At 65.3% G+C, this 22,731-nt stretch carries 25 protein-coding genes and 1 riboswitch; of the genes, 12 read left to right on the top strand and 13 right to left on the bottom strand.

Annotated features, from left to right (window positions below; genetic code table 11):
- The first annotated feature begins 144 nt into the window (after positions 1–144).
- Positions 145–363, top strand: coding sequence for a hypothetical protein (locus CIT37_RS29870; protein ID WP_038972668.1), 219 nt, complete (start codon positions 145–147; stop codon positions 361–363).
- A gap of 1,190 nt (positions 364–1,553) precedes the next feature.
- On the opposite strand, the gene CIT37_RS29865 is transcribed toward CIT37_RS29870, so the two are convergent.
- Both CIT37_RS29865 and pdxH read right to left on the bottom strand, forming a co-directional pair.
- Complete coding sequence (locus CIT37_RS29865; protein WP_028144182.1) at positions 1,554–2,306, bottom strand: SDR family NAD(P)-dependent oxidoreductase; 753 nt, start codon at positions 2,304–2,306, stop codon at positions 1,554–1,556.
- A gap of 26 nt (positions 2,307–2,332) precedes the next feature.
- Positions 2,333–2,974, bottom strand: a complete 642-nt coding sequence (gene pdxH / locus CIT37_RS29860) for a pyridoxamine 5'-phosphate oxidase (RefSeq protein ID WP_018322567.1) — start codon at positions 2,972–2,974, stop codon at positions 2,333–2,335.
- 113 nt (positions 2,975–3,087) lie between these two features.
- On the opposite strand from pdxH, the gene CIT37_RS29855 reads away from it, so the two are divergent.
- Both CIT37_RS29855 and CIT37_RS29850 read left to right on the top strand, forming a co-directional pair.
- Positions 3,088–3,495 carry an RT0821/Lpp0805 family surface protein gene (locus CIT37_RS29855; protein ID WP_161966502.1) on the top strand — a complete coding sequence of 136 codons (408 nt, stop codon included), beginning with the start codon at positions 3,088–3,090 and terminating at the stop codon, positions 3,493–3,495.
- 109 nt (positions 3,496–3,604) lie between these two features.
- The gene (locus CIT37_RS29850) at positions 3,605–4,567 is read left to right on the top strand and encodes a DnaJ C-terminal domain-containing protein (protein WP_028144184.1); all 963 of its coding nucleotides are present in this window, start codon (positions 3,605–3,607) and stop codon (positions 4,565–4,567) included.
- Positions 4,568–4,888: 321 nt separating this feature from the next.
- Here the strand turns inward: CIT37_RS29850 and CIT37_RS29845 are convergent, their stop codons facing one another.
- Entirely contained in the window at positions 4,889–5,659 is a 771-nt protein-coding gene (locus CIT37_RS29845) for an anti-sigma factor family protein (RefSeq protein WP_028144185.1), read from the bottom strand.
- 106 nt (positions 5,660–5,765) lie between these two features.
- Complete coding sequence (locus CIT37_RS29840) at positions 5,766–6,254, bottom strand: RNA polymerase sigma factor (protein ID WP_028144186.1); 489 nt, start codon at positions 6,252–6,254, stop codon at positions 5,766–5,768.
- A 173-nt stretch (positions 6,255–6,427) separates the two neighbouring features.
- Here CIT37_RS29840 and fabI point away from each other — a divergent pair, with 173 nt between their 5' ends.
- The 4 genes from fabI (at position 6,428) to CIT37_RS29820 (ending at position 10,379) form a co-directional block, all read left to right on the top strand.
- Positions 6,428–7,243: an enoyl-ACP reductase FabI gene (gene fabI / locus CIT37_RS29835; RefSeq protein ID WP_092259949.1), complete on the top strand. Its 816-nt coding sequence runs from the start codon at positions 6,428–6,430 to the stop codon at positions 7,241–7,243.
- A 13-nt stretch (positions 7,244–7,256) separates the two neighbouring features.
- Positions 7,257–7,856 (top strand): histidine phosphatase family protein, encoded by a 600-nt coding sequence (locus CIT37_RS29830; RefSeq protein WP_028144188.1) that lies wholly within the window; start codon positions 7,257–7,259, stop codon positions 7,854–7,856.
- 181 nt (positions 7,857–8,037) lie between these two features.
- Positions 8,038–9,126, top strand: a complete 1,089-nt coding sequence (gene aroC / locus CIT37_RS29825; protein WP_095426429.1) for a chorismate synthase — start codon at positions 8,038–8,040, stop codon at positions 9,124–9,126.
- 62 nt (positions 9,127–9,188) lie between these two features.
- A complete protein-coding gene (locus tag CIT37_RS29820) occupies positions 9,189–10,379 on the top strand; it encodes an adenylate/guanylate cyclase domain-containing protein (RefSeq protein WP_095426428.1) in 1,191 nt (396 codons plus the stop codon).
- Positions 10,380–10,400: 21 nt separating this feature from the next.
- Here the strand turns inward: CIT37_RS29820 and CIT37_RS29815 are convergent, their stop codons facing one another.
- The 6 genes from CIT37_RS29815 to CIT37_RS29790 form a co-directional block, all read right to left on the bottom strand.
- Positions 10,401–11,162, bottom strand: coding sequence for a hypothetical protein (locus CIT37_RS29815; RefSeq protein ID WP_174719464.1), 762 nt, complete (start codon positions 11,160–11,162; stop codon positions 10,401–10,403).
- A 79-nt stretch (positions 11,163–11,241) separates the two neighbouring features.
- Positions 11,242–11,547 (bottom strand): ATP-dependent Clp protease adapter ClpS, encoded by a 306-nt coding sequence (clpS, locus tag CIT37_RS29810; protein WP_038950558.1) that lies wholly within the window; start codon positions 11,545–11,547, stop codon positions 11,242–11,244.
- A 44-nt stretch (positions 11,548–11,591) separates the two neighbouring features.
- Positions 11,592–11,933: a putative PII-like signaling protein gene (locus tag CIT37_RS29805; RefSeq protein ID WP_028144192.1), complete on the bottom strand. Its 342-nt coding sequence runs from the start codon at positions 11,931–11,933 to the stop codon at positions 11,592–11,594.
- A gap of 2 nt (positions 11,934–11,935) precedes the next feature.
- Positions 11,936–12,358, bottom strand: a complete 423-nt coding sequence (crcB, locus tag CIT37_RS29800) for a fluoride efflux transporter CrcB (protein WP_038950557.1) — start codon at positions 12,356–12,358, stop codon at positions 11,936–11,938.
- 201 nt (positions 12,359–12,559) lie between these two features.
- Positions 12,560–12,949 carry a fluoride efflux transporter CrcB gene (crcB, locus tag CIT37_RS29795; protein WP_028144194.1) on the bottom strand — a complete coding sequence of 130 codons (390 nt, stop codon included), beginning with the start codon at positions 12,947–12,949 and terminating at the stop codon, positions 12,560–12,562.
- 19 nt (positions 12,950–12,968) lie between these two features.
- Positions 12,969–14,177: an MFS transporter gene (locus CIT37_RS29790; RefSeq protein ID WP_028144195.1), complete on the bottom strand. Its 1,209-nt coding sequence runs from the start codon at positions 14,175–14,177 to the stop codon at positions 12,969–12,971.
- A 102-nt stretch (positions 14,178–14,279) separates the two neighbouring features.
- A riboswitch (Fluoride riboswitch) is annotated at positions 14,280–14,357 on the bottom strand.
- 273 nt (positions 14,358–14,630) lie between these two features.
- On the opposite strand from CIT37_RS29790, the gene CIT37_RS29785 reads away from it, so the two are divergent.
- The 3 genes from CIT37_RS29785 to CIT37_RS29775 all read left to right on the top strand — a co-directional run bounded on the left by CIT37_RS29785 (position 14,631) and on the right by CIT37_RS29775 (position 19,412).
- Positions 14,631–15,494, top strand: coding sequence for a DUF1194 domain-containing protein (locus CIT37_RS29785; protein WP_028144196.1), 864 nt, complete (start codon positions 14,631–14,633; stop codon positions 15,492–15,494).
- A 261-nt stretch (positions 15,495–15,755) separates the two neighbouring features.
- The gene (locus CIT37_RS29780; RefSeq protein WP_210210276.1) at positions 15,756–18,578 is read left to right on the top strand and encodes an autotransporter outer membrane beta-barrel domain-containing protein; all 2,823 of its coding nucleotides are present in this window, start codon (positions 15,756–15,758) and stop codon (positions 18,576–18,578) included.
- Between the two features lie 198 nt (positions 18,579–18,776).
- The gene (locus tag CIT37_RS29775; RefSeq protein WP_028144198.1) at positions 18,777–19,412 is read left to right on the top strand and encodes a hypothetical protein; all 636 of its coding nucleotides are present in this window, start codon (positions 18,777–18,779) and stop codon (positions 19,410–19,412) included.
- Between the two features lie 37 nt (positions 19,413–19,449).
- Here CIT37_RS29775 and CIT37_RS29770 read toward each other — a convergent pair whose 3' ends face one another.
- Positions 19,450–20,223, bottom strand: coding sequence for an enoyl-CoA hydratase/isomerase family protein (locus CIT37_RS29770; RefSeq protein WP_049806705.1), 774 nt, complete (start codon positions 20,221–20,223; stop codon positions 19,450–19,452).
- Positions 20,224–20,238: 15 nt separating this feature from the next.
- Positions 20,239–20,385: a hypothetical protein gene (locus tag CIT37_RS29765; RefSeq protein ID WP_154694139.1), complete on the bottom strand. Its 147-nt coding sequence runs from the start codon at positions 20,383–20,385 to the stop codon at positions 20,239–20,241.
- A 92-nt stretch (positions 20,386–20,477) separates the two neighbouring features.
- Here CIT37_RS29765 and CIT37_RS29760 point away from each other — a divergent pair, with 92 nt between their 5' ends.
- Both CIT37_RS29760 and CIT37_RS29755 read left to right on the top strand, forming a co-directional pair.
- A complete protein-coding gene (locus CIT37_RS29760; RefSeq protein WP_244611293.1) occupies positions 20,478–20,810 on the top strand; it encodes a VOC family protein in 333 nt (110 codons plus the stop codon).
- A 129-nt stretch (positions 20,811–20,939) separates the two neighbouring features.
- The gene (locus tag CIT37_RS29755) at positions 20,940–21,572 is read left to right on the top strand and encodes a hypothetical protein (protein WP_038950553.1); all 633 of its coding nucleotides are present in this window, start codon (positions 20,940–20,942) and stop codon (positions 21,570–21,572) included.
- Here CIT37_RS29755 and CIT37_RS29750 read toward each other — a convergent pair.
- Entirely contained in the window at positions 21,569–22,663 is a 1,095-nt protein-coding gene (locus CIT37_RS29750) for an Acg family FMN-binding oxidoreductase (protein ID WP_095426441.1), read from the bottom strand. The two genes, CIT37_RS29755 and CIT37_RS29750, sit on opposite strands and share 4 nt — an antisense overlap.
- Between the last annotated feature and the right edge of the window lie 68 nt (positions 22,664–22,731).

Here is a 22,731-nt window from a genome sequence, read left to right as displayed (position 1 = left end):
TCGTGTCGCAGAATAGATCGGGATTGAGGCCGCGCCGTGATGTGTTCGCCGTGCCGCAATTCCTCCGGTAAAATTTGAGCGGTGGGCTGAACGTTTGCGCGAAACTTGTCTGCGATAAGCAGTGCGTAGCCGCGAGGAACAACCATGGTTGAAAAACACATAACGTCGCCCCGCAACGTCATCGACCTGGCGAACTATCGTCAGGTCCTGGCGAGCGGCAAGGCGTCGTCGATGTCGGCACGCATGTGCCGGCACTGTGGTGCTCCGCTGCTCGACGGTGAGAACGACGACGACTGCTCGACCGCATTCAGCACGGCCGCTCCGCGGCCGCGCGACAGGTCACGTCGGATTCGAATCGATTGAGGAACGGAAGGCGAGGGCGATCCAGGTCTTGCGGCGGCGTTGTCTGGATCGCCTTGCTTCCCTTTCTCTTCAGGACAATCGGCTGTGACGTCCGATTGGCGGGTGCGCTAGAGAGCGACTGAACCGCCCATCCAGCCGAAAACGGGGCCTGTGTCGCGCTCTGTCAATCCATCCCGCCAAAAATATTCCACTTTACCGAAATTCGGTTTCGGCGTATGTGTTGCCCATCCCGGCTCACCAAGAGGGGCGATCATGTGTCGTCACGCATCGCGAGCCGGGCTTGCGGTGGACGCGGCAGCGTCGGCACGAGAGGTGCGGGCAGGGCGGGGTGTCCCTGTGAGCCCGAGGCTTCGTGCGGACGACGGCGCTGCTAGGCTTCGTCTCGTCTGTATGTTTCCGGCTTCGTCGACAGGGCTGGAAAAACTGCGGCGAAATGGCGGGCCGTGCGTACGGCAAAACCGTGTGGTCCTGGCCGTCGTTGCTACGGTCAAGCTGTTCGAAGATGCGCGCGAGCCCAACCGGGTGGACGGCATCGTCAATTCGAACGGCGAGGGAGGCCAGAAGGAATGGTCGGCTCCCGGGAGATCACGGCATAAGCCGTCCAGCCACTGCGCAGGGAAGGCCGAGTGATCGGCACCACCTGTATGCTGCTGTGCGGTTCTTTCTGCGTGTGCTTTTCGCGCAGCGGACCGCGGGTGCGAGCCAGCACCCGGCCTTCCCTGCGCCCTCTTGGATTTAGAGGGTAGCGAGACCAGGCAAAGCTCGGGCGAATTGCGCCGCGAGGCCGCGATGCCGTGTCTGCTACTTGAGCTGCGTGCCACAAACTCGATATCGTAGGGTGGGCAAAGCGCAGCGTGCCCACGTCTTCTATCGTGATGTTGGAGAAATTGGTGGGCACGGCGCTACGCGCCTTTGCCCACCCTACGGCACTGCAGCTGGGATATGCACTGGAGCATCGCAATGTGCGCCACACTCCGTTCTCGTGCCCCGGACGCAGCGCAGCGTCATCCCGGCGATGCGAAGCATCGTCCATGTGGACGGTGCGCTGCAGAGCCGGGGCCCACCTCGCCGCGTGCCGAGCCGCCCCTGGATCCCGGCTCTGCGCAGCGTCACTGCGTGCCGCAACGCGTCCGGGACACGAGAGAGCGAGGTTGTCGCCCTTGTTGCGTCACTGCAATGACGCGAACGGACTACACGTGCTGGCCACCGTTGATGTGGATCTCGGCGCCGTTGACGTAGGACGAGGTGTCCGTGCACAGCACGTAGATGATCTTGGCCACTTCGTCGGGCGTGCCGAGCCTGTGCATCGGGATCTGCTGCTCGACGATCTTCTCGGTGCCGGGCGACAGGATCGAGGTGTCGATCTCGCCCGGTGCGATGGCGTTGACGCGCACGCCGACGCGGCCGAAATCGGAGGCCATCTCGCGCGTCAGCGATGCGAGCGCGGCCTTCGACGTGGCGTAGGCGGCGCCCGCAAACGGGTGCACGCGCGAGCCCGCGATCGAGGTGACGTTCACGACCGAGCCCTTGGCCGCCTTCAATTCCTCGATCAGCCCGCGCGCCATCATGATCGGCGCGAAGAAGTTGACATGGAAGACGTGCGTCCAGGTGTCGAGATCGGTGTCGACCGAGCCGAGCCTGGAGCCGCCCGCGCCCTTCGGCGAGATCGCGGCATTGTTGACCAGCGCATGCAGCGTGCCGCCTTCGAGCCGGTTGCGGATGTCGGAAATCGCGCGCGTGGTATCTGCGGGGTCGGCGAGGTCGACCTGGATGTGGTCCTCGGGCCCCGCGTCCCACGGACAGTCCTCCGGAAACGGATGCCGCGAGCAGGTGATGACGCGCCAACCCGCCGAGGAGAAGCGGATCACGGTGGCGTGGCCGATGCCGCGGCTTGCTCCGGTCAGGAGCAGTGTGCGGCGCGGCGCATTGGACGAATGCGGCATGGACATCTTTCAGGTCGGCCTAAAGCTTAGGGGTACATCCGCGTCTTGGACCACTTCTGGCCCGCCGCGTCACGGCGAAATTCGATGCGGTCGTGCAAGCGGAACGGGCGGTCGTGCCAGAACTCGATCCGCGAGGGCGTGATGCGCCAGCCGCTCCAGCCCGGCGGCCGCGGCACTTCGCCGATGACGTATCTGGCCGCGACCTTCGCGATCGCCTGCTCGAAGGCGAAGCGGCTTTCCAGCTCCTGCGACTGCTTGCTCGCCCAGGCGCCGATCTGGGCCTGCTTGGGCCGGGTGGCGAAATAGGCGTCGGCCTCGGCCTCGGTCACCGGCGTCACGTTGCCGCGGATGCGGACCTGACGGCGCAGCGACTTCCAGTGAAAAAGTAACGCTGCCTTAGGATTTGCGGCGAGTTCGCGGCCCTTCTGGCTGGCGATGTGGCTGTAGAAGACAAAACCCTCGGTATCGAAGCCCTTCATCAGCACCATGCGCACGTCAGGCAAGCCGTCGGGGTCGACGGTTGCGAGCGCCATGGCGTTCGGATCGTTCGGCTCGCTCTTGATCGCCTCGTTCAGCCAGGCCTCGAACAATGCAAATGGCTCGTCGGCGGCGGTGAAATCACCGGATGTTAAGGGTGTCTGGTGTTTCATCGAGGTCGTGTCGGTCATGTCTGGAGTCCGAGTTGCGTCCCGCGGCCCAAAACGCGTTGTCGTCCGCTACCGCCCTATATAGGGCATGGGGACGCGTTGGCCTATCGGCGATCCGGCCGTCCGGCTTTGTCATGACGATCATTCTCATCGGGCTCGGTGCCGGAGGATGCAGCTTTTCCCGCAATGACAAGAGTGCCTACGCCAAGGCCGACGACAGCGACCTCACCGGTTCGATCGCGCGGCCGGCGAAGGACGCCCCGCCGACCGAGACCGATCTCGCCTTCGCCCGCAACGCCGCCTCCGACGTCCTCAGCAAGGGCGACAGGGATTCCAGCCAGCATTGGGAGAATCCGGAGACCGGCGCGCGCGGTTCGGTGACGCCGATCGCGCAGTCCTATGCCGCCGAGGACGGCCGCAAATGCCGCGATTTCCTGGCGAGCTACGTCAACGGGGCGACCGAAAGCTGGCTCCAGGGCGCCGGCTGCCAAAGCACCCGTGGCCGTTGGGAGATTCATACGCTAAAGCCGTGGCGGAGCTAGGATTCGGCGCGCGCCCCTAGTTGCAAAAATGCCACTCTCTCCCCACATGGATTGCAGGTGGGGCGGGGAGCCCTTTGAACAATTCGATTTCTTGAAGGAGACGTGACGGATGCGCGACCCCTATGAGGTCTTGGGGGTGCCGCGGAGCGCCAGCGCTGCCGCGATCAAAAGCGCCTATCGCAAGCTTGCCAAGAAGCATCATCCCGACAGCAACAAGGACGACCCCAAGGCCGCCGAACGCTTCTCCGAGATCAACTCGGCGAACGAGATCATCGGCGACGAGGACAAGCGCAAGCAGTTCGACCGCGGCGAGATCGACGCCGACGGCAAGCCGCGCTTCCAGGGTTTTCCGGGCGGTGGCGGGCCGCGCGGCCGCGCCGGCCCCGGCGGGTTCGAAAGCTATACGTTCCGCTCCGGCGGCGGCCCCGGCCAGGGCGGCGGCGCGTTCGAGGATATCCTCAACAGCATGTTCGGCGGCGGGATGCGCGGCGCCCGGCCTGGGGCCGGCGGCGCCGGGCAGTTCGAATTCGACACCGGCGGCGTCGGGCTCGATCTCGACGTGAATGTCGCCATGTCCGTCTCGCTGGAAGAGTCGGTCAAGGGCGGCGAGAAGCGCGTCCGGCTGCCGACAGGCAAGGAGCTCAACGTCAAGATTCCGGCCGGCGTCACTGAGGGCCAGCAGATCCGGCTCCGGGGACAGGGCGAGTCCGCGCAGGGCCATCCGCCCGGCGATCTCCTGATCACCATCAACATCGCGCCGCACGCCCACTTCAAGGTCGAGGGCGCCGACTTGCGGATCGATCTGCCGGTGACGCTCTACGAGGCGGTGCTCGGAGCCAAGGTCCGCGTGCCCACCCTCGGCAATGCCGTGGAGCTTTCGGTTCCGAAAAATACCTCCAGTGGCCGGACCTTCCGCCTCAAAGGTAAGGGATTGCCGAAATCTGGCGGAACCGGGGATCTCTTCGTCACCATCAGGATTATGCTACCGGACGGGAACGACGCCGAGCTTGAAGCATTGATGGAGAAGTGGCGGGACCAACACCCCTACAATCCACGTAGCGGGCTCGGCTAGGGCGCTAGCCGAGTCATCCCGACGATCGGAGCATTCTCTTCCCAAAAGGATGATGCTCAACATACGCCTGAAGCGCGGCTCGCGCTTCGACGCTGACGTTCGAGACGTGTCGGTTGCCCGGCGGGGCAGCCGATAAAAAGGTGCGGCCTCGAGAGGGGGACCAGCGCGGTACCAAAAACCCCAATCGAGGCCGCCCGCGTCGATCGGCGGATCGAACGCTGCTCATTTTCGCGTGATCATCCGGTGCGATAATGAGACGCGCCGATGTCTTCATTCCAAATTTTCAATGACGGAATCTAGGCACCGCCCTCGAGCGGCTGTCTAGGTGCCGTTTTTCTCGGCCTGATCATACACCGCCTGCGCCACCCGGGTCAGCCGGTCGCGATCACCGCCGCCGCTGACGACGTAGCCGACGCCGCGCTCGGCCCAGAACAGCGCGCCGTCCTTGTCCGTTTTGGCGTAGCGCATTTGCGTCGCACCATTCTCGGTCTTGGCGGTGTAGATCGTGTAGCGCTCGCCCGAGGCGCCCTCATACATCAGGAACGAGGCCGGACCGTTCGGTCCCGGCAACAGCCGGCCGCCGACGAGCTTCAGTCCGCTCGCCTCCAGGTTCGGCGCGAACACGGTCCAGCCGCAGCGCCGGGTCAGCCAGGCCTGCAGGTGGTCGCGCTCATTGCCGCCGACCTCGACGGGGTGGCGGACCTCCACGACATAGAGGCGGTGGGCGTCGAGCGCGTCCGCGGTAAAGCTCCGGAAGGTGGAGGGGGCATTGGCGGCGCCATGCCCGACCCAGCCGGCGGCGCCGCCGGCGACGAAGGCGACCAGCACGGCCGCCGCGGCGCCATAGAGCCATTGCCGCGGGCGGCGTTCCAGCCGCTCGAGCTCCAGCCGGGCCGGCACCGGCTCCTGGGCGACGGCATCGTAGCGGGCGTGCAGCATCTCCGCCATGGCGCGCCAGGACTGCACGCGCTCGGCCTCTTCAGGATGGGCGGCGAGCCAGGCCTCGACGTCGGCGCGGCGCTCGGCCGGCAGCTCGCCGTCGACATAGGCGTGCAGTTCGTCCTCGGTCACTGGGATATTGCGGTCGTTCATATCAATCGTCTCTGGCTCTGTGGCCTTAAATGTCGTTCAAAGCTCGACGTCGCGTAGCTCATCTTCATGCTGCTGGCGGATGACACGCGATGCATCAACCCTGCCATCATTTCACCCGCCTGAGCGTCGGGCGCTCGCCCTCCAGCGAGGCCTTGACGTGGGCGCGGGCACGGGCGAGGCGCGACATCACGGTGCCGATCGGCACGCCCTGGATGTCGGCGACCTCGCGGTAGCTCATGCCTTCCAGCATCACGAGGAGCAACACCGAGCGTTGCTCCTCGACGAGCGTCGCCAGCGCCCTCTCGATGTCGCGTCCTTCGGCTTCGGTGCCGCTGGCATCCGGGTTGTTCTCCGTCAGCTGCATGAACTGCGGCCGCCTCGCCAGCGAGCGCCGCCGGTTCTTGTTGAGGTTGGTCAGGATCGTGTAGAGCCAGCTCCTGACGTCGCCTCCGAGAAACAATCGCTCCGAACGCAGTGCTCGCACCAGCGTGTCCTGCACCAGATCGTCGGCCGCGTCCGCGTCGCGCGTGAGCGCGCGGGCGTAGCGGCGCAACGCCGGGATCATGGCTTCCACACTCTGGCGAAACGCACTCATTGCGGTCTTGACGTCCTGGTATCAGGCGCGAGCGCCTATAGCGATCATAACACCCGAACGGAACGGCTATTCCGGCGCTCGAAACAGCGTTAACGCAGCGTATTAGGGCTGTACCGCAGGGGAGGGCTGGTGTACCTCCAGACCTCACCAAGAGTTCGACGGGACGTTCAAAAATGGCGCAGAATTCGGGTCTGATGCAAGGAAAGCGCGGAGTGGTCCTCGGCGTTGCCAACAACCGCTCGATCGCCTGGGGCATCGCCAAGGCATGCCACGCCGCCGGCGCCGAGCTCGCCTTTACCTATCAGGGCGATGCGCTGAAGAAGCGCGTCGAGCCGCTCGCCGCCGAGATCGGCGGTCTCGTGCTCGGCCATTGCGATGTCACGGATGCCGCGACCATCGATGCCGCGTTCGCGGTGCTGAAGGAGAAATGGGGCAAGATCGACTTCCTGGTGCACGCGATCGCCTATGGCGAACAGCTCGACGGCCGCTACGTCGACACCACGCAGGAGAATTTCTCCAAGTCGATGCTGATCTCCTGCTACTCGTTCACGGCGGTGGCGCAGCGCGCCGAGAAGCTGATGACCGACGGCGGCTCGCTGATCACGCTCAGCTATTACGGCGCCGAGAAGTGGATGCCGCATTACAACGTGATGGGCGTCGCCAAGGCGGCGCTGGAGGCCAGCGTGCGCTATCTCGCCGCCGACCTCGGCGAGAAGAACATCCGCGTCAACGCGATCTCGGCAGGTCCGATCAAGACGCTCGCGGCGTCCGGCATCGGCGACTTCCGCTATATCCTGAAGTGGAACGAGGCCAACGCGCCGATGCGGCGCAACGTGTCGACCGAGGACGTCGGCGGCAGTGCGCTGTATTTCCTCTCCGACCTCTCGCGCGGCGTCACCGGCGAAGTGCATCACGTCGATTCCGGCTATCACGTGCTCGGCATGAAGCGCCCGGACGCGCCGGACATCTCGTTCGGCGGCAAGGACTAGCCTCAAATCCGGAATGCCCGTGCCCACGATCTATTACCTTCGCCATGGTGAGACCGAGTGGAATGCGCTCGGGAGGCTTCAGGGCACCAAGGACGTTCCGCTGAACGCGCGCGGACGTGGTCAGGCCGTGCAGGCCGGCAGCATTCTCGCCGATCTGTTCAAGCGCGAGGGCCGCGACAAGGCGGCGTTACCCTATGTGTCGAGCCCGCTCGGCCGTGCGCGCCAGACCATGGAACTCGCGCGCGCCAAGTTAGAGCTGCCGGTGGCGGATTACGCGCTCGACGATCGCCTGCGCGAGATCGGCTATGGCGTCTGGGAAGGTCTGACGTTGGCCGAGAGCGAGGCGAAGGATCCCGGCGTCTATGCCAGGCGCCTCGCCGACAAATGGACGGTCGGCCCCGACGGCGGGGAGACCTATGCCGACGTGCAGGTCCGCGTTCGCGCCTGGTACGACCAGCTGCGGACCGACATCGTCGCGGTCGCCCATGGCGGGACCTGCCGGGCCCTGATGGTGTCACTCGGCCTGGAGACCCCCGTCAGTGCCGCCGAGCTCTATATCGAGCAGGGCGCCGTCTACGTGTTCCGCGACGGCCGGCTGGAGAAGCATAGCTAACGGTGCCGCCGCAATCTCCGCCGTCATGCCCGTGCTTGTCCCGGGCATCCACGGACTTTCGCGCTCGCGGCAGCTAGAACGTGGATGGCCGGGACAAGCCCGGCCATGACGAATGTGGTACGCATTTGACCCTCCATCGAGGGCGCGTTACCACACGCCGGAACCGAGCCAGCGAGCAGCGATGTCCTTCAATACCTTCGGCCACATGTTCCGCGTCACCACTTTCGGCGAGAGCCATGGGGTGGCAATCGGCTGCGTGGTCGACGGCTGTCCGCCCATGATCCCGCTCACCGAGGCCGACATCCAGCAGGACCTCGATCGCCGCCGGCCGGGCCAGTCGCGCTTCACCACCCAGCGCCAGGAGCCGGACCAGGTCAAGATCCTCTCCGGCGTGATGGCGCATCCGGAGACCGGCGTGCAGGTGACGACCGGCACGCCGATTGGGCTCCTGATCGAGAACACCGACCAGCGCTCCAAGGACTATTCCGAGATCAAGGACAAGTTTCGGCCCGGTCACGCCGACTTCACCTATGAAGCCAAATACGGCCTGCGCGATTATCGCGGCGGCGGCCGCTCCTCGGCGCGCGAGACCGCGACGCGCGTTGCCGCCGGTGCCATCGCGCGCAAGGTGCTGCCCGACGTGAAGGTGCGCGGCGCGCTGGTGCAGATCGGCCCGCACAAGATCGACCGTGCGAAGTGGGACTGGGACGAGATCGCCAAAAATCCGTTCTTCTGCCCGGACAAGGACAAGGCCGCGTTCTTCGAGACCTATCTCGACGGCATCCGCAAGAACGGCTCCTCGATCGGCGCGGTGATCGAGGTGGTCGCCGAAGGCGTGCCGGCCGGCCTTGGCGCGCCGATCTACGCCAAGCTCGATTCCGATCTGGCGGGCGCGATGATGACCATCAACGCGGTGAAGGGCGTCGAGATCGGCGCCGGTTTCGGCGCGGCGGAATTGACCGGCGAGGAGAATGCCGACGAGATGCGCACCGGCAATGACGGCACGCGCTTTTTGTCCAACCATGCCGGCGGCGTGCTGGGCGGCATCTCCACGGGGCAGCCGGTGGTGGTGCGTTTCGCGGTGAAGCCGACCTCGTCGATCCTGCAGCCGCGTCTCACCGTCGATCGCAAGGGGGCCGAGACCGAAATCTTCACGAAAGGCCGTCACGACCCCTGCGTCGGCATCCGCGCCGTCCCCGTCGGCGAAGCCATGATGGCCTGCGTGCTCGCCGACCACTTTTTGCGCGATCGCGGGCAGGTGGGGCGTTGATGTCGCGGTACTAGCCCACCGCGCAGCTTGACGGCGCTACAACTTCGTCCGCAAATGCGGGCATGCAAAGCTCCGAGCTCCAGCGCATCACCAACTGGCTGATCGACGGCGCGCGGTCGTCAGGCACCCCGGCCGAGATGATCGCGGACGTCTGCGAGCATCTGGTCGACGCCGGCCTGCCGCTGTGGCGGTTCGGCATCTTCATCCGCACGCTGCATCCGGAGATCTTCGGCCGCAACTTCATCTGGCGGCAGGGCGAGGAGGTCGAGGTCGGCACCGTCGATTTCGAGATCCTCGATACGCCCGAATTCGCCGCGAGCCCGCTCCGCATCGTGTTCGAGCAGGGGATCGAAGTCAGGGGGCGCATCGGCGATCCCGACAACAAGCGGTTTCCGATCCTCGACGACCTGCGCGCCGAAGGAGCGACCGACTACATCGCGGTGCCGATGCCGTTTCTCGACGGCTCGGTCCACGCGACGAGCTGGGTGACACGGCATCCCGGCGGCTTCACCGACGACCACATCGCGGCGATCCGCTCCATCGTGACGCCGCTGGCGCGCGTCAGCGAGATCATCAGCCTGCGCCGCACCGCCGAGATGCTGCTCGACACCTATGTCGGCAACCGCGCCGGCGCGCGCATCCTCGGCGGGCAGATCCGCCGCGGTCACAACGACACCATGCAGGCCGCGATCTGGCTGTCGGATCTGCGCGGCTTCACCGCGCTGTCGGACCGGCTGCCGGCCGAGACCGTGGTCGAGATCCTCAATCACTATTTCGACTGTCAGGTCACCGCGATCCGCGGCCATGGCGGCGAAGTGCTGAAATTCATGGGCGACGGCCTGCTCGCTGTGTTCCCGATCGACGAATATGTCGGCGATGCCGCCCATGTCTGCACGCGCGTGCTGGAAGCGGCGCGCGAGTCCCGCGCCAGCGTCGAGGCGCTGACCTTTCCGGTTGGCGAGGCCGTCGAGCGCTTCCGCTTCGGCGTCGCGCTGCACGTCGGCAACATCCTCTACGGCAATATCGGCGGCGGCAACCGCCTCGACTTCACCTGCATTGGTCCCGCCGTGAACCTTGCCGCAAGGCTCGAGAAGATCACGGGCCGCCTGGGGCGGACCGTCGTTGCCTCGGAAGGTTTTGCCAATGTCTGCCGCCACGACTGGCGCGAGCTCGGCGAGTTTCCGATCGCGGGATTTTCCAAGGCGCAGCGCGTGTACGGGCTCGGCGAGGAGACGCCGGTTGTGATGGCCTAGCGGACGGCACCGTCGGCGGAACTAGTCAGCGCGCACATACGACTGCCTCAGCCCAAGCGTCAGGATCGTCAGAGTGATCCACAGCCGCAGCATGGCAAAGCTGAAGATGAAGACGAAATAGATCAGGTTCTTGCTGAACTGGGTCGCCGACGAGGTCTGCCAGAAATTCCAGATCGCGCTGCGCACCGCTTCCTGTCCATAGGCGAGGGCGACGTTGACGCTGCCGAGGACGATGACGGCGGCGCCGAGCCACAGTCCGCGCCGCGCGAATTCGCCTATGGCGGCAAACAGGGCGACGTTGCCGTCGTCGCGCTCGGCACGGACGATCATGAGCAGCACGAGTGCGGCGATCCATGCGCTCCAGAATCGACCGGGATGGGTGAACTGGTCGAATGCCATGCCGTCGAGGCCTGCCATCAGATGATACGAAGCCTCATAGCCGATCGCTGCGGCGCTGAGCGCCGCAGCGATCGTCACGAGCATGATCCGCCACAGGATCGAGAAGGAGAGCTTGAACTGGTCGCCCAATGTCAGCGTGCCGAGCGAGGATTGGCCGCCGGCCGCCTCGATCGATTGTCGTGCCGTCGCAAAGAACGCCAGCAGCACCGAAATGTCGGAAACGATGATGGCCGGCAGTGCCACGGCGCCGCCGCCGAACGCGATCACCCGCATTGCAGCCGCCAGGATCAGCCAGGGCAGGGCATGCAGGAGCTTGAACGGACCGAACGAGGTTTCGGGGCGGGCGGGCTCGAGCGCGAGCTGTTTGCGCAGTGCGACTGTCATCGCGTTGTGGTGACACAGGAGATTGAACCTGCGGTAGCGCGGATCGCTAAAATTGACCCGAAGCGGGCAGATAGCGCCGCTACTCCTCCGGCTCCGTCGTGAACAGCAGCGGATAGCCCTTGGCGCGGCCGGCGTCGGTGGCGCGGGTGGCCTTGGTCTCGGCGACGTCCCTGGTGAACACGGCGACGACGCAGGCGCCGAGCTTGTGCGCAGTGATCATCACCTTGTAGGCCTGATCCTCGGTCATGCGGAATTCGGCCTTCAGGATCATGGTGACGAATTCGCGCGGCGTGTAGTCGTCGTTGATCAGGATGACCTTGTGCAGCTTCGGCCGCTCGACCTTGGTCCTGGTCCGCGTCTTCGGCTTGGTGACAGTATTGTTCATTCCGCCTCCCGGACACGGCGGGCTCGAGTTCCCCGCCGCAGCGATCAGCCTGCGGCCTTCGCACCATATTGCAGGACCTGCACCTTCTCCAAGGTGATCAGCCCGCTCGACATCATGCCATCCAGGATGGGCAGGAATGCGTTGATGTTGTCCTCGCTGTCGACGATCTCGATCAAGAGCGGTAAATCTTCAGAAAGCCGCAGGATCTTCGACGTATGCAGCCGGCTCGATTTGCCGAAGCCCATGGGGCCGCGCAGCACGGTGGCGCCGGCAAGGTGCCGCTCGCGCGCGGTCATCACGATCGCTTCATAAAGCGGCTTGCCGTCGAAATGGTCGCTCTCGCCGATGAAGATCCGGAGCGAAACTGCCTGATTGGGGATTTGCATGGTCAGTTCCTCGTCAAGCGGTTGTAGCGGCTCGCCATCATATGGCCTGCCCACACCGACACCAGCCAGCAGATCACCGACGCCGCGATATAGGCGAGCGCGGTGTATCTCATGCCGCCGTGGAACAGGCGGAAGGTCTCCAGGCTGAAGGTCGAAAAGGTGGTGTAGCCGCCGCAGAACCCGGTCATGACGAATTGCCGGTGCTCGGGCCGCGCCAGCAGACGGCCGTCGGGGCCGGTCAAGGTCGCGTAGAAGCCGATGATCAGCGAGCCCGTTGCGTTGATGAACAGCGTCGCGAAGGGAAAGCCCGGCCCGGTGTCGAGCGCGAGCCCGACGAGATAGCGCGTCAGCCCGCCGACGATGCTGCCGACAGCAACCCAGCCGTAAAGCATCGCAGTGCGCCAGCGCTCGGCGGGAGAGTTCATCGGCCTCTAGCCCTTCTCCCTCTCCCCGCGCGCGGGGAGAGGGTCGGGGTGAGGGGGGCTCTCCACGAGGGAGGTGGCAGTTGGACTCGCGGAGAGTCCCCCTCACCCGGAATCTGCGTTTCACGCAGATTCCGACCTCTCCCCGCAAGCGGGGCGAGGTGAAGCCGCGGCCTGGCCAACGCTTCGACAAATGCCATCGCGTTAGCCTCCCAGACCGTCCGCAAGGAGGAAACCGCAGCTGACGGCGGCAAGGCAGAGCCCGACCGAGAACACGACATTGCCGAGCGCATGCATCGGTTCGCCGCTCCGCACGAGCGTCAGCGTCTGCAGGCTGAACGAGGACACCGTGGTGTAGCAGCCGAGAAATCCCGTCACCGCGAACAGCCACGGATTGGGCGCGGCGAAGGCCGAGCCGGGATGGGTCGCCAGCGCGCCGAAAATGCCGATCAGGAAGGCACCGGTGACGTTGATGGTCATGGTGCCCCACGGAAACGTCTCGCCCAGCCGCCGCGCGATCACGCCGGAAACGAAATAGCGTGCGCAGCCGCCGAGCACGCTGCCGACCATGATGGCGATTGCTCCGCTCAGCACGACGAACGACCTCTCATCCTCATTTGTCCTCCGCTGCCAGACCGTTGCCGACGGCCAATAGTCCCACGAGCGAGACCAGCGCGAAGCCGAGCCCCGCAAAGAACGTTCCTGCCGGACCATAGGCGTCCCACAGCGCGCCGGCGATCACGCTCGCGGCCAGCAAGGCAAGGCCGGTGAACAGGTTGAAATAGCCGAACGCGGTGCCGCGCAGGCTGGGCGGCGCGGCGTCGGCGACGAGGGCCGAGAGCAGGCCTTGCGTCAGTCCCATATGCAGCCCCCACAGCGCGACGCCGAGTGCGAGTCCGCCAAGGCTCGGCAGCAGCGCCAGCGCAAGATCGGCACACGCGAGGAAAACGAGCCCGAGCGCGAGCAGGCCGGTCCGGTTGATCCGGTCCGAGAGCACGCCGGCCGGATAGGCCGACAGCGCGTAGACGATGTTCATCAGCACCAGCACCGCCGGCACCCACATCGCATTGAGCCCGATATTCTGTGCCCGCAGGATCAAAAAAGCCTCGCTGAAGCGCGCGAGGGTGAAGACGACGCCGACGGCCACGACGCGCCAATAAACCGTGCCGAGCTGCCGCATCGCGGCGAGATTGAGCGGATTCCCTGCAGGCTCCCGGCTCGGATCCGGCTCCGGCTCGCTCACCGCGAACGCGATCAAGCCGAACGACAAGAAGGCCGGCAGCACCGCCACCCAGAACACCGCGGTAAAATTGTCAGCGGTCCACCACATCAGGCCGATCGCCACGAGCGGTCCGACGAAGGCGCCGATGGTGTCGAGCGATTGCCGCAGGCCAAAGCTCGCCCCGCGCAGGCCGCGAGGCGCGATATCGGCGATCAGCGCATCGCGCGGCGCGCCGCGAATGCCCTTGCCGACGCGGTCGATGAAGCGCGCCGCCACCAGCCATCCGACGCTGGGGGCAAGCGGGAACAGCGGTTTGGTGAAGGCCGCGAGCCCGTAGCCGAGCGCTGCGAGCAGCTTGCGCCGGCCGAGCCAGTCGGACAATGCGCCGGAAAAGATCTTGGTGATCGAGGCCGTCGCCTCCGCGATGCCCTCGATGAAGCCGACGGTGAGCGTGGAAGCGCCGAGCACGGTGACGAGATAGACCGGCAGGAGCGCGTGGATCATCTCGGAGGAGATGTCCATCAGCATCGAGACGAAGCCGAGCACCCAGATCCCCCTGGGTAGGGCGCTACGTGCAGCATTCGGTGTCGTCGTCGTCACGTCTTCGCCTTCTCCCGGCTTTCGTCGCCAGACAACAAAAAACCCGCCATCGGCGGGTTTGTCCATGCTCCCGCCGAAGGCAGAGGCCCAAAGTTTGCCCCTCCTCAAGCAGGAGTCATCAGCCCACCACGGTCATCGACCGGCGGGCGGTTATCGGGGGACTCCATCCCCATCTGTATGGCCAACCTAGCATGGAAATCGGGCCGGACAAGTAGGTGGGGCGCTCTCTCCCGCGGCTCGTCGTTCCGGCTTTGCGCAACGCGAGCCCCGATGATGCGAGCAATCTGGCGCGTTCCATCGGCGCGAGCGCGGCAACACGGCGGCAGCTTCGCGCAAGGGCGTGCACAGTCCCGACCCGCAGCTTCCTAACTCGAATGTGAAGCGCAAGCGATCTTCGCCCTTTGCGGCTCGGCGATTGCATGTCACCATCGCGTCATACGACGGGAGACTGCGATGCGTTTGCTGTTCTCGATCGGGGCTGTGCTGGTTGCCGGCATGTTTGCCGGAGGGGACGTCGCGGGCATCGCGGCACCAGGACCAAAATTTGAACCGCCAAAGAACCAGCCGCAGCGGTTTGCGGCCGACAGGGACGCGCAGACGGTCGACGTCGAGCTGATCCTCGCGGTCGACGTGTCCTACTCCATGGACATGGACGAGCTCGCGATCCAGCGCGAAGGCTATGCGCAGGCGATCCAGTCGAAGGAATTTCTTCAGGCGCTGAAGCTCGGACCGAACGGCCGGATCGCGGTGACCTATTTCGAGTGGGCCGCCTCGAGCGACCAGAAGATCATCATTCCCTGGCGGCTGATCGACGGCCCGGAGACGGCGGATGCAGTCGCCGCCGAGATCATGAAGACGCCGATCCGGCGCGCCTCGCGCACCTCGATCTCCGGTGCGATCACGTTCGCGATGCCGCTGTTCGACGAGGATCCCTATCGGGGCCTGCGCCGTGTGATCGACATTTCCGGCGACGGCCCCAACAACAATGGCGGTCCGGTCACGGTGGCGCGGGACGCCGCGCTGGAGAAGGGCGTCGTCATCAACGGCCTGCCGATCATGGTCAAGGAGCCGTCCTATTCGACCATGGATATCGACAATCTCGATTTCTACTACGAGGACTGCGTCATCGGCGGTCCGGGCTCCTTCGTCATCACGATCAAGGACCGCGACAAGTTCAAGGAGGCGATCCGCACCAAGCTGCTGATGGAGGTCGCCGGCCGCACGCCGGAGCGCCCCGTGATGCCCGTCGCCGACAAGGAGCCGCGCGTCAACTGCCTGATCGGCGAGAAGATCTGGTCGGACCGCTGGGGGCGCTGAGCGGCGTGCTACGTCGCCAATGCTCGCTGCCGTCTCGTGGCGACGATCGCGATGACGGTAGCGTCGCAGTCGGCTTTGTGGCGGATTAGCCACAACCCGGGCGAGCCGCGTTCGACCCGGTTCCAACTCGATTGCCGGCCGTTGCAAAGCAACCTAAGAGTTGAGTGTTCGTTTCTCTTCGTTTCCCATCTCGCACACGCAATTGCCGCATCATTCCCAGCACACATGGCTTCGAAAATTGGCGCCGTAGCAGCACGCTGCGTGGCGATCGCCGCCGCCTGCGCTTCCGTCTCGATGCTGCTGACGGCACGGGCCGAAGCCGCATGCACGCCCGCGGCCGGGAACGATGTGTCGGCCGTCTGCACTGGCGCGACGGCGGGCGGCTACGGCGGTGCCGGCTTCACCAATCTGAACGTCACCGTGGACACCGGCGCCACGGTCACGGCGGGTGCCGCGAGCATCACCTTCAATACCGGGAGCCTGCTGAATCGCGGCACGGTGAGCGGCGTCACGTCCGGCGTTCTCGGCGCCACGGCCACGATCACCAATTCCGCCCTGATCTTCGCGAGCGGAGGCACCGCCATCGATCTCAGCGGCAGCCTGACGTTGACCAATTCGGGATCCGTGCAAGGCAGCCAGAACGGTGTCCGCGCGGCGACTGCGACCATTGCCAATTCCGGCTTGATCGTCGGCACGTCCGGCCAGGCGATCAGCCTGAGCGGCTTTGGCGACATCACCAACAGCGGCAACATTTCCGGCAATTACGGCATTCTCTCGTTTTCCACCGTCAAGCTCGCGAACCGCGGATTGGTGTATGGCGACAATGCCGCCTTGTCGGTGAACGGCGCGACGATCGACAATAGCGGCACGATCCTGTCCGGCGGCACCGCCGTCGATTCCGCGGGCGCAACGATCGCCAATCGCGGCACGATCAGTGGCGCCAGCATCGGCATCGGGACCTCCGGCTTCACCTTGAACCTCGACAATTCCGGCAGCGTTTCGGGCCAGTTCGGCATCTTCACCAACGTTGGCAACATCGTCAATTCGGGCACGATCAGCGGCACCGGCGGCACCGCCATCGATGCATTCGTCAACCTCGCGCTGGTCAATTCGGGCGTGATCAGCGGGCAGACGACGGCGATCTTCGCACCGACCGCCGCCATCACCAATTCGGGCTCGATCGCCGCGGCCACCGCGGCGGCGATCGATGTTACGGCCCTCACCCTGGCCAATTCCGGATCGATCAGCGGCGTGACGTCAGGTGTTCACGGCGCCACGGCCACCATCGCCAACTCCGGCTCCATCACCGCCACCGGCGGCCCCGGCATCGATCTCAGCGGCAGCCTGAAGCTGACGAATTCAGGCTTGGTGCGCGGCAATTCCGACGGCCTCAGTGCCGCGAGCGCGACCATCGTCAACTCCGGCTCGATCGTCGGGAATTTGCGGGCCATCAACCTCGTCGGGGCCGGCGACATCACCAACAGCGGCAGCATTTCCGGCGGCTCCTACGGCATCGCTTCGTTTTCTGGCGTCAAGCTCGTCAATAGCGGCACCGTCTCGGGAAGCGTCTCCGCCGTTTCGGTGAGCTCGGCGACTATCGACAATTCCGGCGCGATCCTCTCCAACGCGGTTGCGATCGATGCCGGGATCGCCGCGATCAACAATTCCGGCACGATCGCGGGGCGGGGCATTGCGATCACAACCGTCGATCTCACGCTCTTCAACACCGGCACGGTGTCGGTCAGCGATCCCGGCGCTTCGGCGATCTATGCGTTGAGGGCCGATATCAGCAATGCCGGCCTGATAGCGGCGGCGAATATCAGCAGCCTGGCGATTTCCTTAAGTTCTGCGGCCGATACGCTCACTTCGTTCGCCGGCTCCCGGATCATCGGCCGCATCGATCTCGGCGGCGGCGCCGATCGGGTGGATTTCCGCGGTGGCAACTTCAATTACACTTTCAACTCGCTCGCGGGCGTGACCGTCACTTCGGCGGGGCCTTACATCGTGCAGGGATCGCGGGTCGTCACGGTCGATCCCACGCCTTTCGCGGCGACCAACCGCAACATCCTGGCGTTCTCCGCGGCGGTGACGTCGGCGCTGCCGCTGGCGGAGCCGCCTCCGCCCGCTGCGAGACCGGCGATGAGCTACGCCACGGGGGTCAGACCGGCGCAGGGCGCGCGCGAGGCCTTCGCCGCGGTGATGACGCCGCAGGGGCCGACGGCCGTCTATGGCGGCGGAGTGAGCATGTGGGCGCGCGGCTTCGCCGGCGAGCGAGATCAATCGGCAACAGGCCCGCTGCTCCACACCGTCAATCGCTTCCAGGGCGGTTTCATCGGCGGAGACTGGCAGGCCAATCCGTTCTTTCGTCTCGGCGCGTTCGTCGGCGCGGGCGCCATGCGGAGCACGGAGGATCTCAATCTCAACGGCGTCAGCTCGGATGTCGCGTTCGGCGGCGCCTTCGCCCGCGGCACGTTCGGCGACACCTTCCTCGACATGATGATCCAGCTCGGCCGCTTGTCAGGACATAGCTCCCGCGTGGTCAGCAACAATCTGGCGCCGACCGGGATCGAGACTGCCCTGGGCGACTACGCCGGCTTGTACGCGATCCCCGAACTCGGTCTCGGGCGTCACATCGAGCTGGGCGAGATGGGCGGCACGACGTGGCGGCTGACCCCGGTGGGACGCATCCGCTATCTCGCCGGCAACCTCGGCGGCTACAACGAGAGCGCTTCGACGGCGAGTCTGACGGTGGGCGGACGCCGGCTGTCGGAGCTCGAGGAGCGCGCTGAGCTGAAATTATCGGGAACGATCCGTAGCGCCGACTTTGCGGTGATCACCGGGAGCCTCCGCGTTGGCGTGCTCGGCGCGCAACGGGTGGGCGGTGCGGCGGTGAACGCCACGCTGCTCGGCGAGGCCATTCCGTTCGCAACGCCGGGCGCCGACACGATCTGGGGTGTTCTGGGCGGAGGCGGCCTCGAGCTCAGCCGAGGCGCGGCCAGCTTCTTCGTCTCTGGCGACTACCTGAAGGCGTCGGACTCGAGTGTGGTTTATGGCGGGCGCGGCGGGTTGAGGCTCGCCTTCTAGAACTCGGGTTGTCCGGACGATGCCCGCGCCTACCGAAGATGAGATCATTTGCCCCACCGCACCCGGCAGTTGAAATTAATCGATCGTTAACCGGCGCGTGTCCCTAATCGCGTGGTTTCTGTCCGTTTCGAGCCAGCACCCTGACATCTGCTGAGGCGAACGAAAGCGGGTTTGTCAGACCTGTCTCCGAGCAGTCCAATGGCCACCGTCACATCGAGCACCAACCAGATTTCGCCCGCCAACGAGCGGCTGTATCACCAGAGTGCTCTGGTCGGCGACTGGAAGGGCAATTGGGTGGGCAACAACCAGCCCGTCGGCTTCAAGGTCGTGAACATCCGCGGCGCCCGGGCGCAGGTCGAGTACACCCATAACGGGCACACCGAGCGCGGCTTTGCCGAGGTTCAGGGCACACTTATCACTTTTGGCGGGGTCACGGTCGGCACCAAGGACGGCAAGAACATGGTGATGCTGTTCTCCTTCGGGGGCGCCGGCAAGCAGACCGCGAATCTCGAGAAGCAGGCCCCGCCGGCTTCCGACAGCCGCCTCATGGGAAGCTGGGGCGGCTATTCCAGCGCCAACGGCAAGAGCGCGAGCTTCAAGGTGCTCGCGGTCAATGGCAAGGAAGCGCAGGTCAGCGTCACCACCGACGGCGTCACGCGCCAGGGCACCGGCTACGTCTACAAGAACGTCATCATGTTCGGGCAGACGCAGATCGCGACCGATGACGGGCAGAACGGCAAGGTCATCTACCAGGTCGGCACGAAATCCTTCATGGTGCCGGTGACGAAATATCCGCCGGCCGACACGTCGTCCTCCGTCGACAGGACCGCCTGAACGCGCGGCGCCCCGACACGCGCGGGGCCTGCTGTCCTCACCATTTCGGCGTCCGCTTCTCCACGAACGCCCTCAAGCCCTCCTGCGCCTCATCCGACGTCGCGACGTTGCAGAAATCGTCCACGGCGCTTGCAATGCTGCGGCGATAGTCGAGATCGATCTGGCGCATGAAGGCCGCGCGGCCCATGCGCAGCACCGCGGCTGATTTGCCGGTGAACTGCGCAGCGAGCTTCGCGACCTCGGCCTCGAGCTCCGCATCCGCGATGACGCGATTCACCACGCCGAGATCGCGTGCTTCCATGGCGCTGAAGACCCGGCCGGTGAACAGCAGCTCGAAGGCGCGGTGTCGTCCGACGATGCGCGGCAGATGCGCGTAGTGGATCGCGGGAATGACGCCGACGTCGATCTCGGGATAGCCGAACGTCGCGCTCTCGGCTGCCAGCACCACGTCGCAGGACACCGCCATGGTCATGCCGCCGCCCCGCGCCGCGCCGCCGACCGCGGCGATCGAGGGCTTTCCGAGCCCGTACTGGGCATCGTAAAGGTCGATATAGAGCGCCTGGAGGAATTCCCGGATCTCGGCGCCGGATCTGCCAAGCAGGATGTCGAGGTCGAGGCCCGCCGAAAAACGTTTTGCAATTGCGCTCGCCAGCACGACCACGCGTGCGCCGTCGTCGTCCGCAGCGCGGCGGAAGGCGGCAACAACTGCGCGGATCATCTCGAGGCTCAGCGCATTGACGGGCGAGCGGCGCAGCGTGATGCGGGCGATGTCGTCGAGACGCTCGTATACGACCGGGTCGTCAGATGTCACCGAGTTCTCCATGCTTCATTGAGGCAGCGCCTTCAACTGCCCCTCGATCTTGCGCAAGACTTCGCGGGCGGCCGCAAGGGCGCCATCGCCGATCAGCCGCCAGACATCGTCAGTCCGTTCCGTCAGATGCGGCATCGTCAGCGGCAAGAGGGCCCGCTTCATGACCAGCTTACGTTGCGGCGCGACCCGTGCAAGACCTCGGGCGCGCATGCTAGGCTGCGTGCGGGAGATTGCTCGCGACTTGGAGAGGACAGATGACCGACGAACATCCCATGATGGCCGGCTCCGCCACCGTTTTCGTCGTCTCCGACATCGCCGCGAGCCTCGCCTATTACCGCGACGTGCTCGGGTTCGAGGTCACCTTCGAATATGGTGTGCGCCCTTGTCCTATGCCTGCCTCTGCCGCGACGTTGTCGCTCTGCATCTGCTTGCAGCGGCCAGGACGAAACGATTGCCCGGGCAGGGCGGCCTCTGCATTTTCGTCCGCGACGTCGACCAGCTCTATGCCGAATTGTCCGGCCGTGGCGCCAGGCCATCAACCAGCCGGAGGATCGCGATTACGGCATGCGCGATTTCGACATCGTTGATGCCGATGGCAATCAGCTCACCTTCGGCATGGGTATCCCGGAACCCGGCTGAGGCGATGCCGGCGCAGCCTTGCTGGCATTCCTCATCGCCGGAGGGTATGATTTGCGAGGTTTTCGAAGGTTACCTGAATGTCCCGCCTTGCAACTTCATGCGGTCTTGCAGCTATCTTCGCCGTGCTCTGGCTCGGCGGCACCTCCGTTGATGCGCAAGTTGCACCGCTGAGGTATGTCATACCGGGCGGACCGTTTGGCTTTGGCGGCAGCGATGGCCAGAGCTCGGATCCTTACGGCAATTTTCCAAGCTTCAATGCCGGTGACGCAGGCGGGCGCACTAATTTTGCGAATGGCTTCTTCGTCGGCAGCCAGCGCGGCAACCTCAATTGGAGCGGGCTCAGTCAGACCGGGCAGAGTCAGACCGGGCTTAGTCAGAGCGGACTTGCCGGCAATTTCAGCGCGCTCTCCTATGACAGCACGCAGTTCGGCTACACCACCAAGACAGCTGGCGGCTTGCCCGTGACGTTCTTTGCCGGCTTCGAGACGTTGAAATATGGCAATGGCATCGGCAGCTCGGTGGCGCCGCTGACGTCGGGCGCGGTACCCGGCACCAGCGCATTTGCGGGCGTCGAGTTCAAACCGACCTCCAACCTCAGTCTGTCGTTCGGCGCCGGTTTCATCCAGCAGGACTCGGGTCGCATGGACAGCGATATCAGATCGAACATGCTGCCCGGCGAGTCGCCGGTCCTGGGCGGCCTTCGGCGTTAGGATCGCATCACAAGCTCCGGCGGACGCCGCTGCGATTTCGGCAGGTCCGGGCCGTACCCGAAACGCATCACGATATCGGGACGCCGCTCGCCCAGTCCGATTGAGGCCGCGAATTGCGGCCTCAGCGCCGCCACCTCGACCGGCTGGTTGACGAAGGAATATTTGAGCCCGAGCGCGGTCGCCTGCAAGCCGAAGCGCTGGCAGGCGCGGCCGACCGCAATCCAGTGCGATGTATCGCTGCGATCGGCCGCGAGCACGACGACGCCCGCAGAGCTGGCGAGCTGTTCCCGGTACTTCTTGTTTTCGCTGCGCTCCGTGAAGAAGAACTTCAGCAGCGGCCGTGCCAGCCATGACGGCAGAGACGGGTTTCCCGAGGCGGGCGAGAACAACCCGTCCATGGTCGCGAGCGCCTCCGTCTCGTTGAAGCGAATCCAACTCACGAGCTCGCGCATGAAGGCCTTGTCGCGCATTTGCACGGAGTTGCCTTCGAGCACATAGTCGGTGACCCCGGCGATCGCGGCGCGCTCGGTCATCAGGATGGCCGCGACATCAGGTTCGCGGCAGGCGCTTTCGAGCTGGCGCAAGGTCTCGGTTGCGGCCGGCCTGCCGTCGAACGCCGCGCGGGTGCATTGCCTGACCGGAATCGCGGCCGCCAACGCCGATGCGGCGGGCGGCGCTTCTTCGAGCGCGATGACGATCCGGTCGCCCTCAATGACCGGATCGGCGCGCCAGCCCAGCGTGGATGCGGCGAGGATGAGGTTTTCGGCGGCGCAGCCGAGACTGACGAAGAGGTGATGATCGTCCGGATCGACGGCCGGGCAGCGGCGCGTGAAGTCCGGTGCAATCGCGATCTCGTTGCCGCGAGCGGAGAAGATCCACGGCTGGGTGTTGTGGCTGTTGGCGGCGAGGGTGGCAAAGCGCACGAGCTCGCGATCCCTCGGCACGGCCTGCAGCGGAGCCCGAGACGTCGTCACTGCCTCGTCATAGGTCATCGTTGCCCCTGCGGCAGGGAAGCCGGCGATCGCAGCCGCGGGCAACCCGAGCGCGGCCCCGATGAACTGTCGCCGGTCAACCACAAACGTCCGCTCCATGCCCTTGCACAGCAAGCCTCTAGCACCAACGGGCGCCAGAACGATTGAGCGGAATCAAGATCGGATGG

The sequence above is a fragment of the Bradyrhizobium ottawaense genome, from assembly GCF_002278135.3.
Lineage (GTDB): Bacteria > Pseudomonadota > Alphaproteobacteria > Rhizobiales > Xanthobacteraceae > Bradyrhizobium > Bradyrhizobium ottawaense.
The sequence above is the reverse complement of the archived record's forward strand: the minus strand, read 5'-3'. Positions and strand labels throughout refer to the sequence as shown.

What these genes read in the sequence shown, in the direction of transcription:
- CIT37_RS29870 (WP_038972668.1), top strand. Translation starts at nt 145, where the DNA reads ATGGTTGAAAAACACATAACGTCGCCCCGCAACGTCATCGACCTGGCG.
- CIT37_RS29865 (WP_028144182.1), bottom strand. Translation starts at nt 2,306, where the DNA reads ATGCCGCATTCGTCCAATGCGCCGCGCCGCACACTGCTCCTGACCGGA.
- pdxH (WP_018322567.1), bottom strand. Translation starts at nt 2,974, where the DNA reads ATGACCGACACGACCTCGATGAAACACCAGACACCCTTAACATCCGGT.
- CIT37_RS29855 (WP_161966502.1), top strand. Translation starts at nt 3,088, where the DNA reads ATGACGATCATTCTCATCGGGCTCGGTGCCGGAGGATGCAGCTTTTCC.
- CIT37_RS29850 (WP_028144184.1), top strand. Translation starts at nt 3,605, where the DNA reads ATGCGCGACCCCTATGAGGTCTTGGGGGTGCCGCGGAGCGCCAGCGCT.
- CIT37_RS29845 (WP_028144185.1), bottom strand. Translation starts at nt 5,659, where the DNA reads ATGAACGACCGCAATATCCCAGTGACCGAGGACGAACTGCACGCCTAT.
- CIT37_RS29840 (WP_028144186.1), bottom strand. Translation starts at nt 6,254, where the DNA reads ATGAGTGCGTTTCGCCAGAGTGTGGAAGCCATGATCCCGGCGTTGCGC.
- fabI (WP_092259949.1), top strand. Translation starts at nt 6,428, where the DNA reads ATGGCGCAGAATTCGGGTCTGATGCAAGGAAAGCGCGGAGTGGTCCTC.
- CIT37_RS29830 (WP_028144188.1), top strand. Translation starts at nt 7,257, where the DNA reads ATGCCCGTGCCCACGATCTATTACCTTCGCCATGGTGAGACCGAGTGG.
- aroC (WP_095426429.1), top strand. Translation starts at nt 8,038, where the DNA reads ATGTCCTTCAATACCTTCGGCCACATGTTCCGCGTCACCACTTTCGGC.
- CIT37_RS29820 (WP_095426428.1), top strand. Translation starts at nt 9,189, where the DNA reads ATGCAAAGCTCCGAGCTCCAGCGCATCACCAACTGGCTGATCGACGGC.
- CIT37_RS29815 (WP_174719464.1), bottom strand. Translation starts at nt 11,162, where the DNA reads ATGACAGTCGCACTGCGCAAACAGCTCGCGCTCGAGCCCGCCCGCCCC.
- clpS (WP_038950558.1), bottom strand. Translation starts at nt 11,547, where the DNA reads ATGAACAATACTGTCACCAAGCCGAAGACGCGGACCAGGACCAAGGTC.
- CIT37_RS29805 (WP_028144192.1), bottom strand. Translation starts at nt 11,933, where the DNA reads ATGCAAATCCCCAATCAGGCAGTTTCGCTCCGGATCTTCATCGGCGAG.
- crcB (WP_038950557.1), bottom strand. Translation starts at nt 12,358, where the DNA reads ATGAACTCTCCCGCCGAGCGCTGGCGCACTGCGATGCTTTACGGCTGG.
- CIT37_RS29785 (WP_028144196.1), top strand. Translation starts at nt 14,631, where the DNA reads ATGCGTTTGCTGTTCTCGATCGGGGCTGTGCTGGTTGCCGGCATGTTT.
- CIT37_RS29775 (WP_028144198.1), top strand. Translation starts at nt 18,777, where the DNA reads ATGGCCACCGTCACATCGAGCACCAACCAGATTTCGCCCGCCAACGAG.
- CIT37_RS29765 (WP_154694139.1), bottom strand. Translation starts at nt 20,385, where the DNA reads ATGAAGCGGGCCCTCTTGCCGCTGACGATGCCGCATCTGACGGAACGG.
- CIT37_RS29760 (WP_244611293.1), top strand. Translation starts at nt 20,478, where the DNA reads ATGACCGACGAACATCCCATGATGGCCGGCTCCGCCACCGTTTTCGTC.
- CIT37_RS29755 (WP_038950553.1), top strand. Translation starts at nt 20,940, where the DNA reads ATGTCCCGCCTTGCAACTTCATGCGGTCTTGCAGCTATCTTCGCCGTG.
- CIT37_RS29750 (WP_095426441.1), bottom strand. Translation starts at nt 22,663, where the DNA reads ATGGAGCGGACGTTTGTGGTTGACCGGCGACAGTTCATCGGGGCCGCG.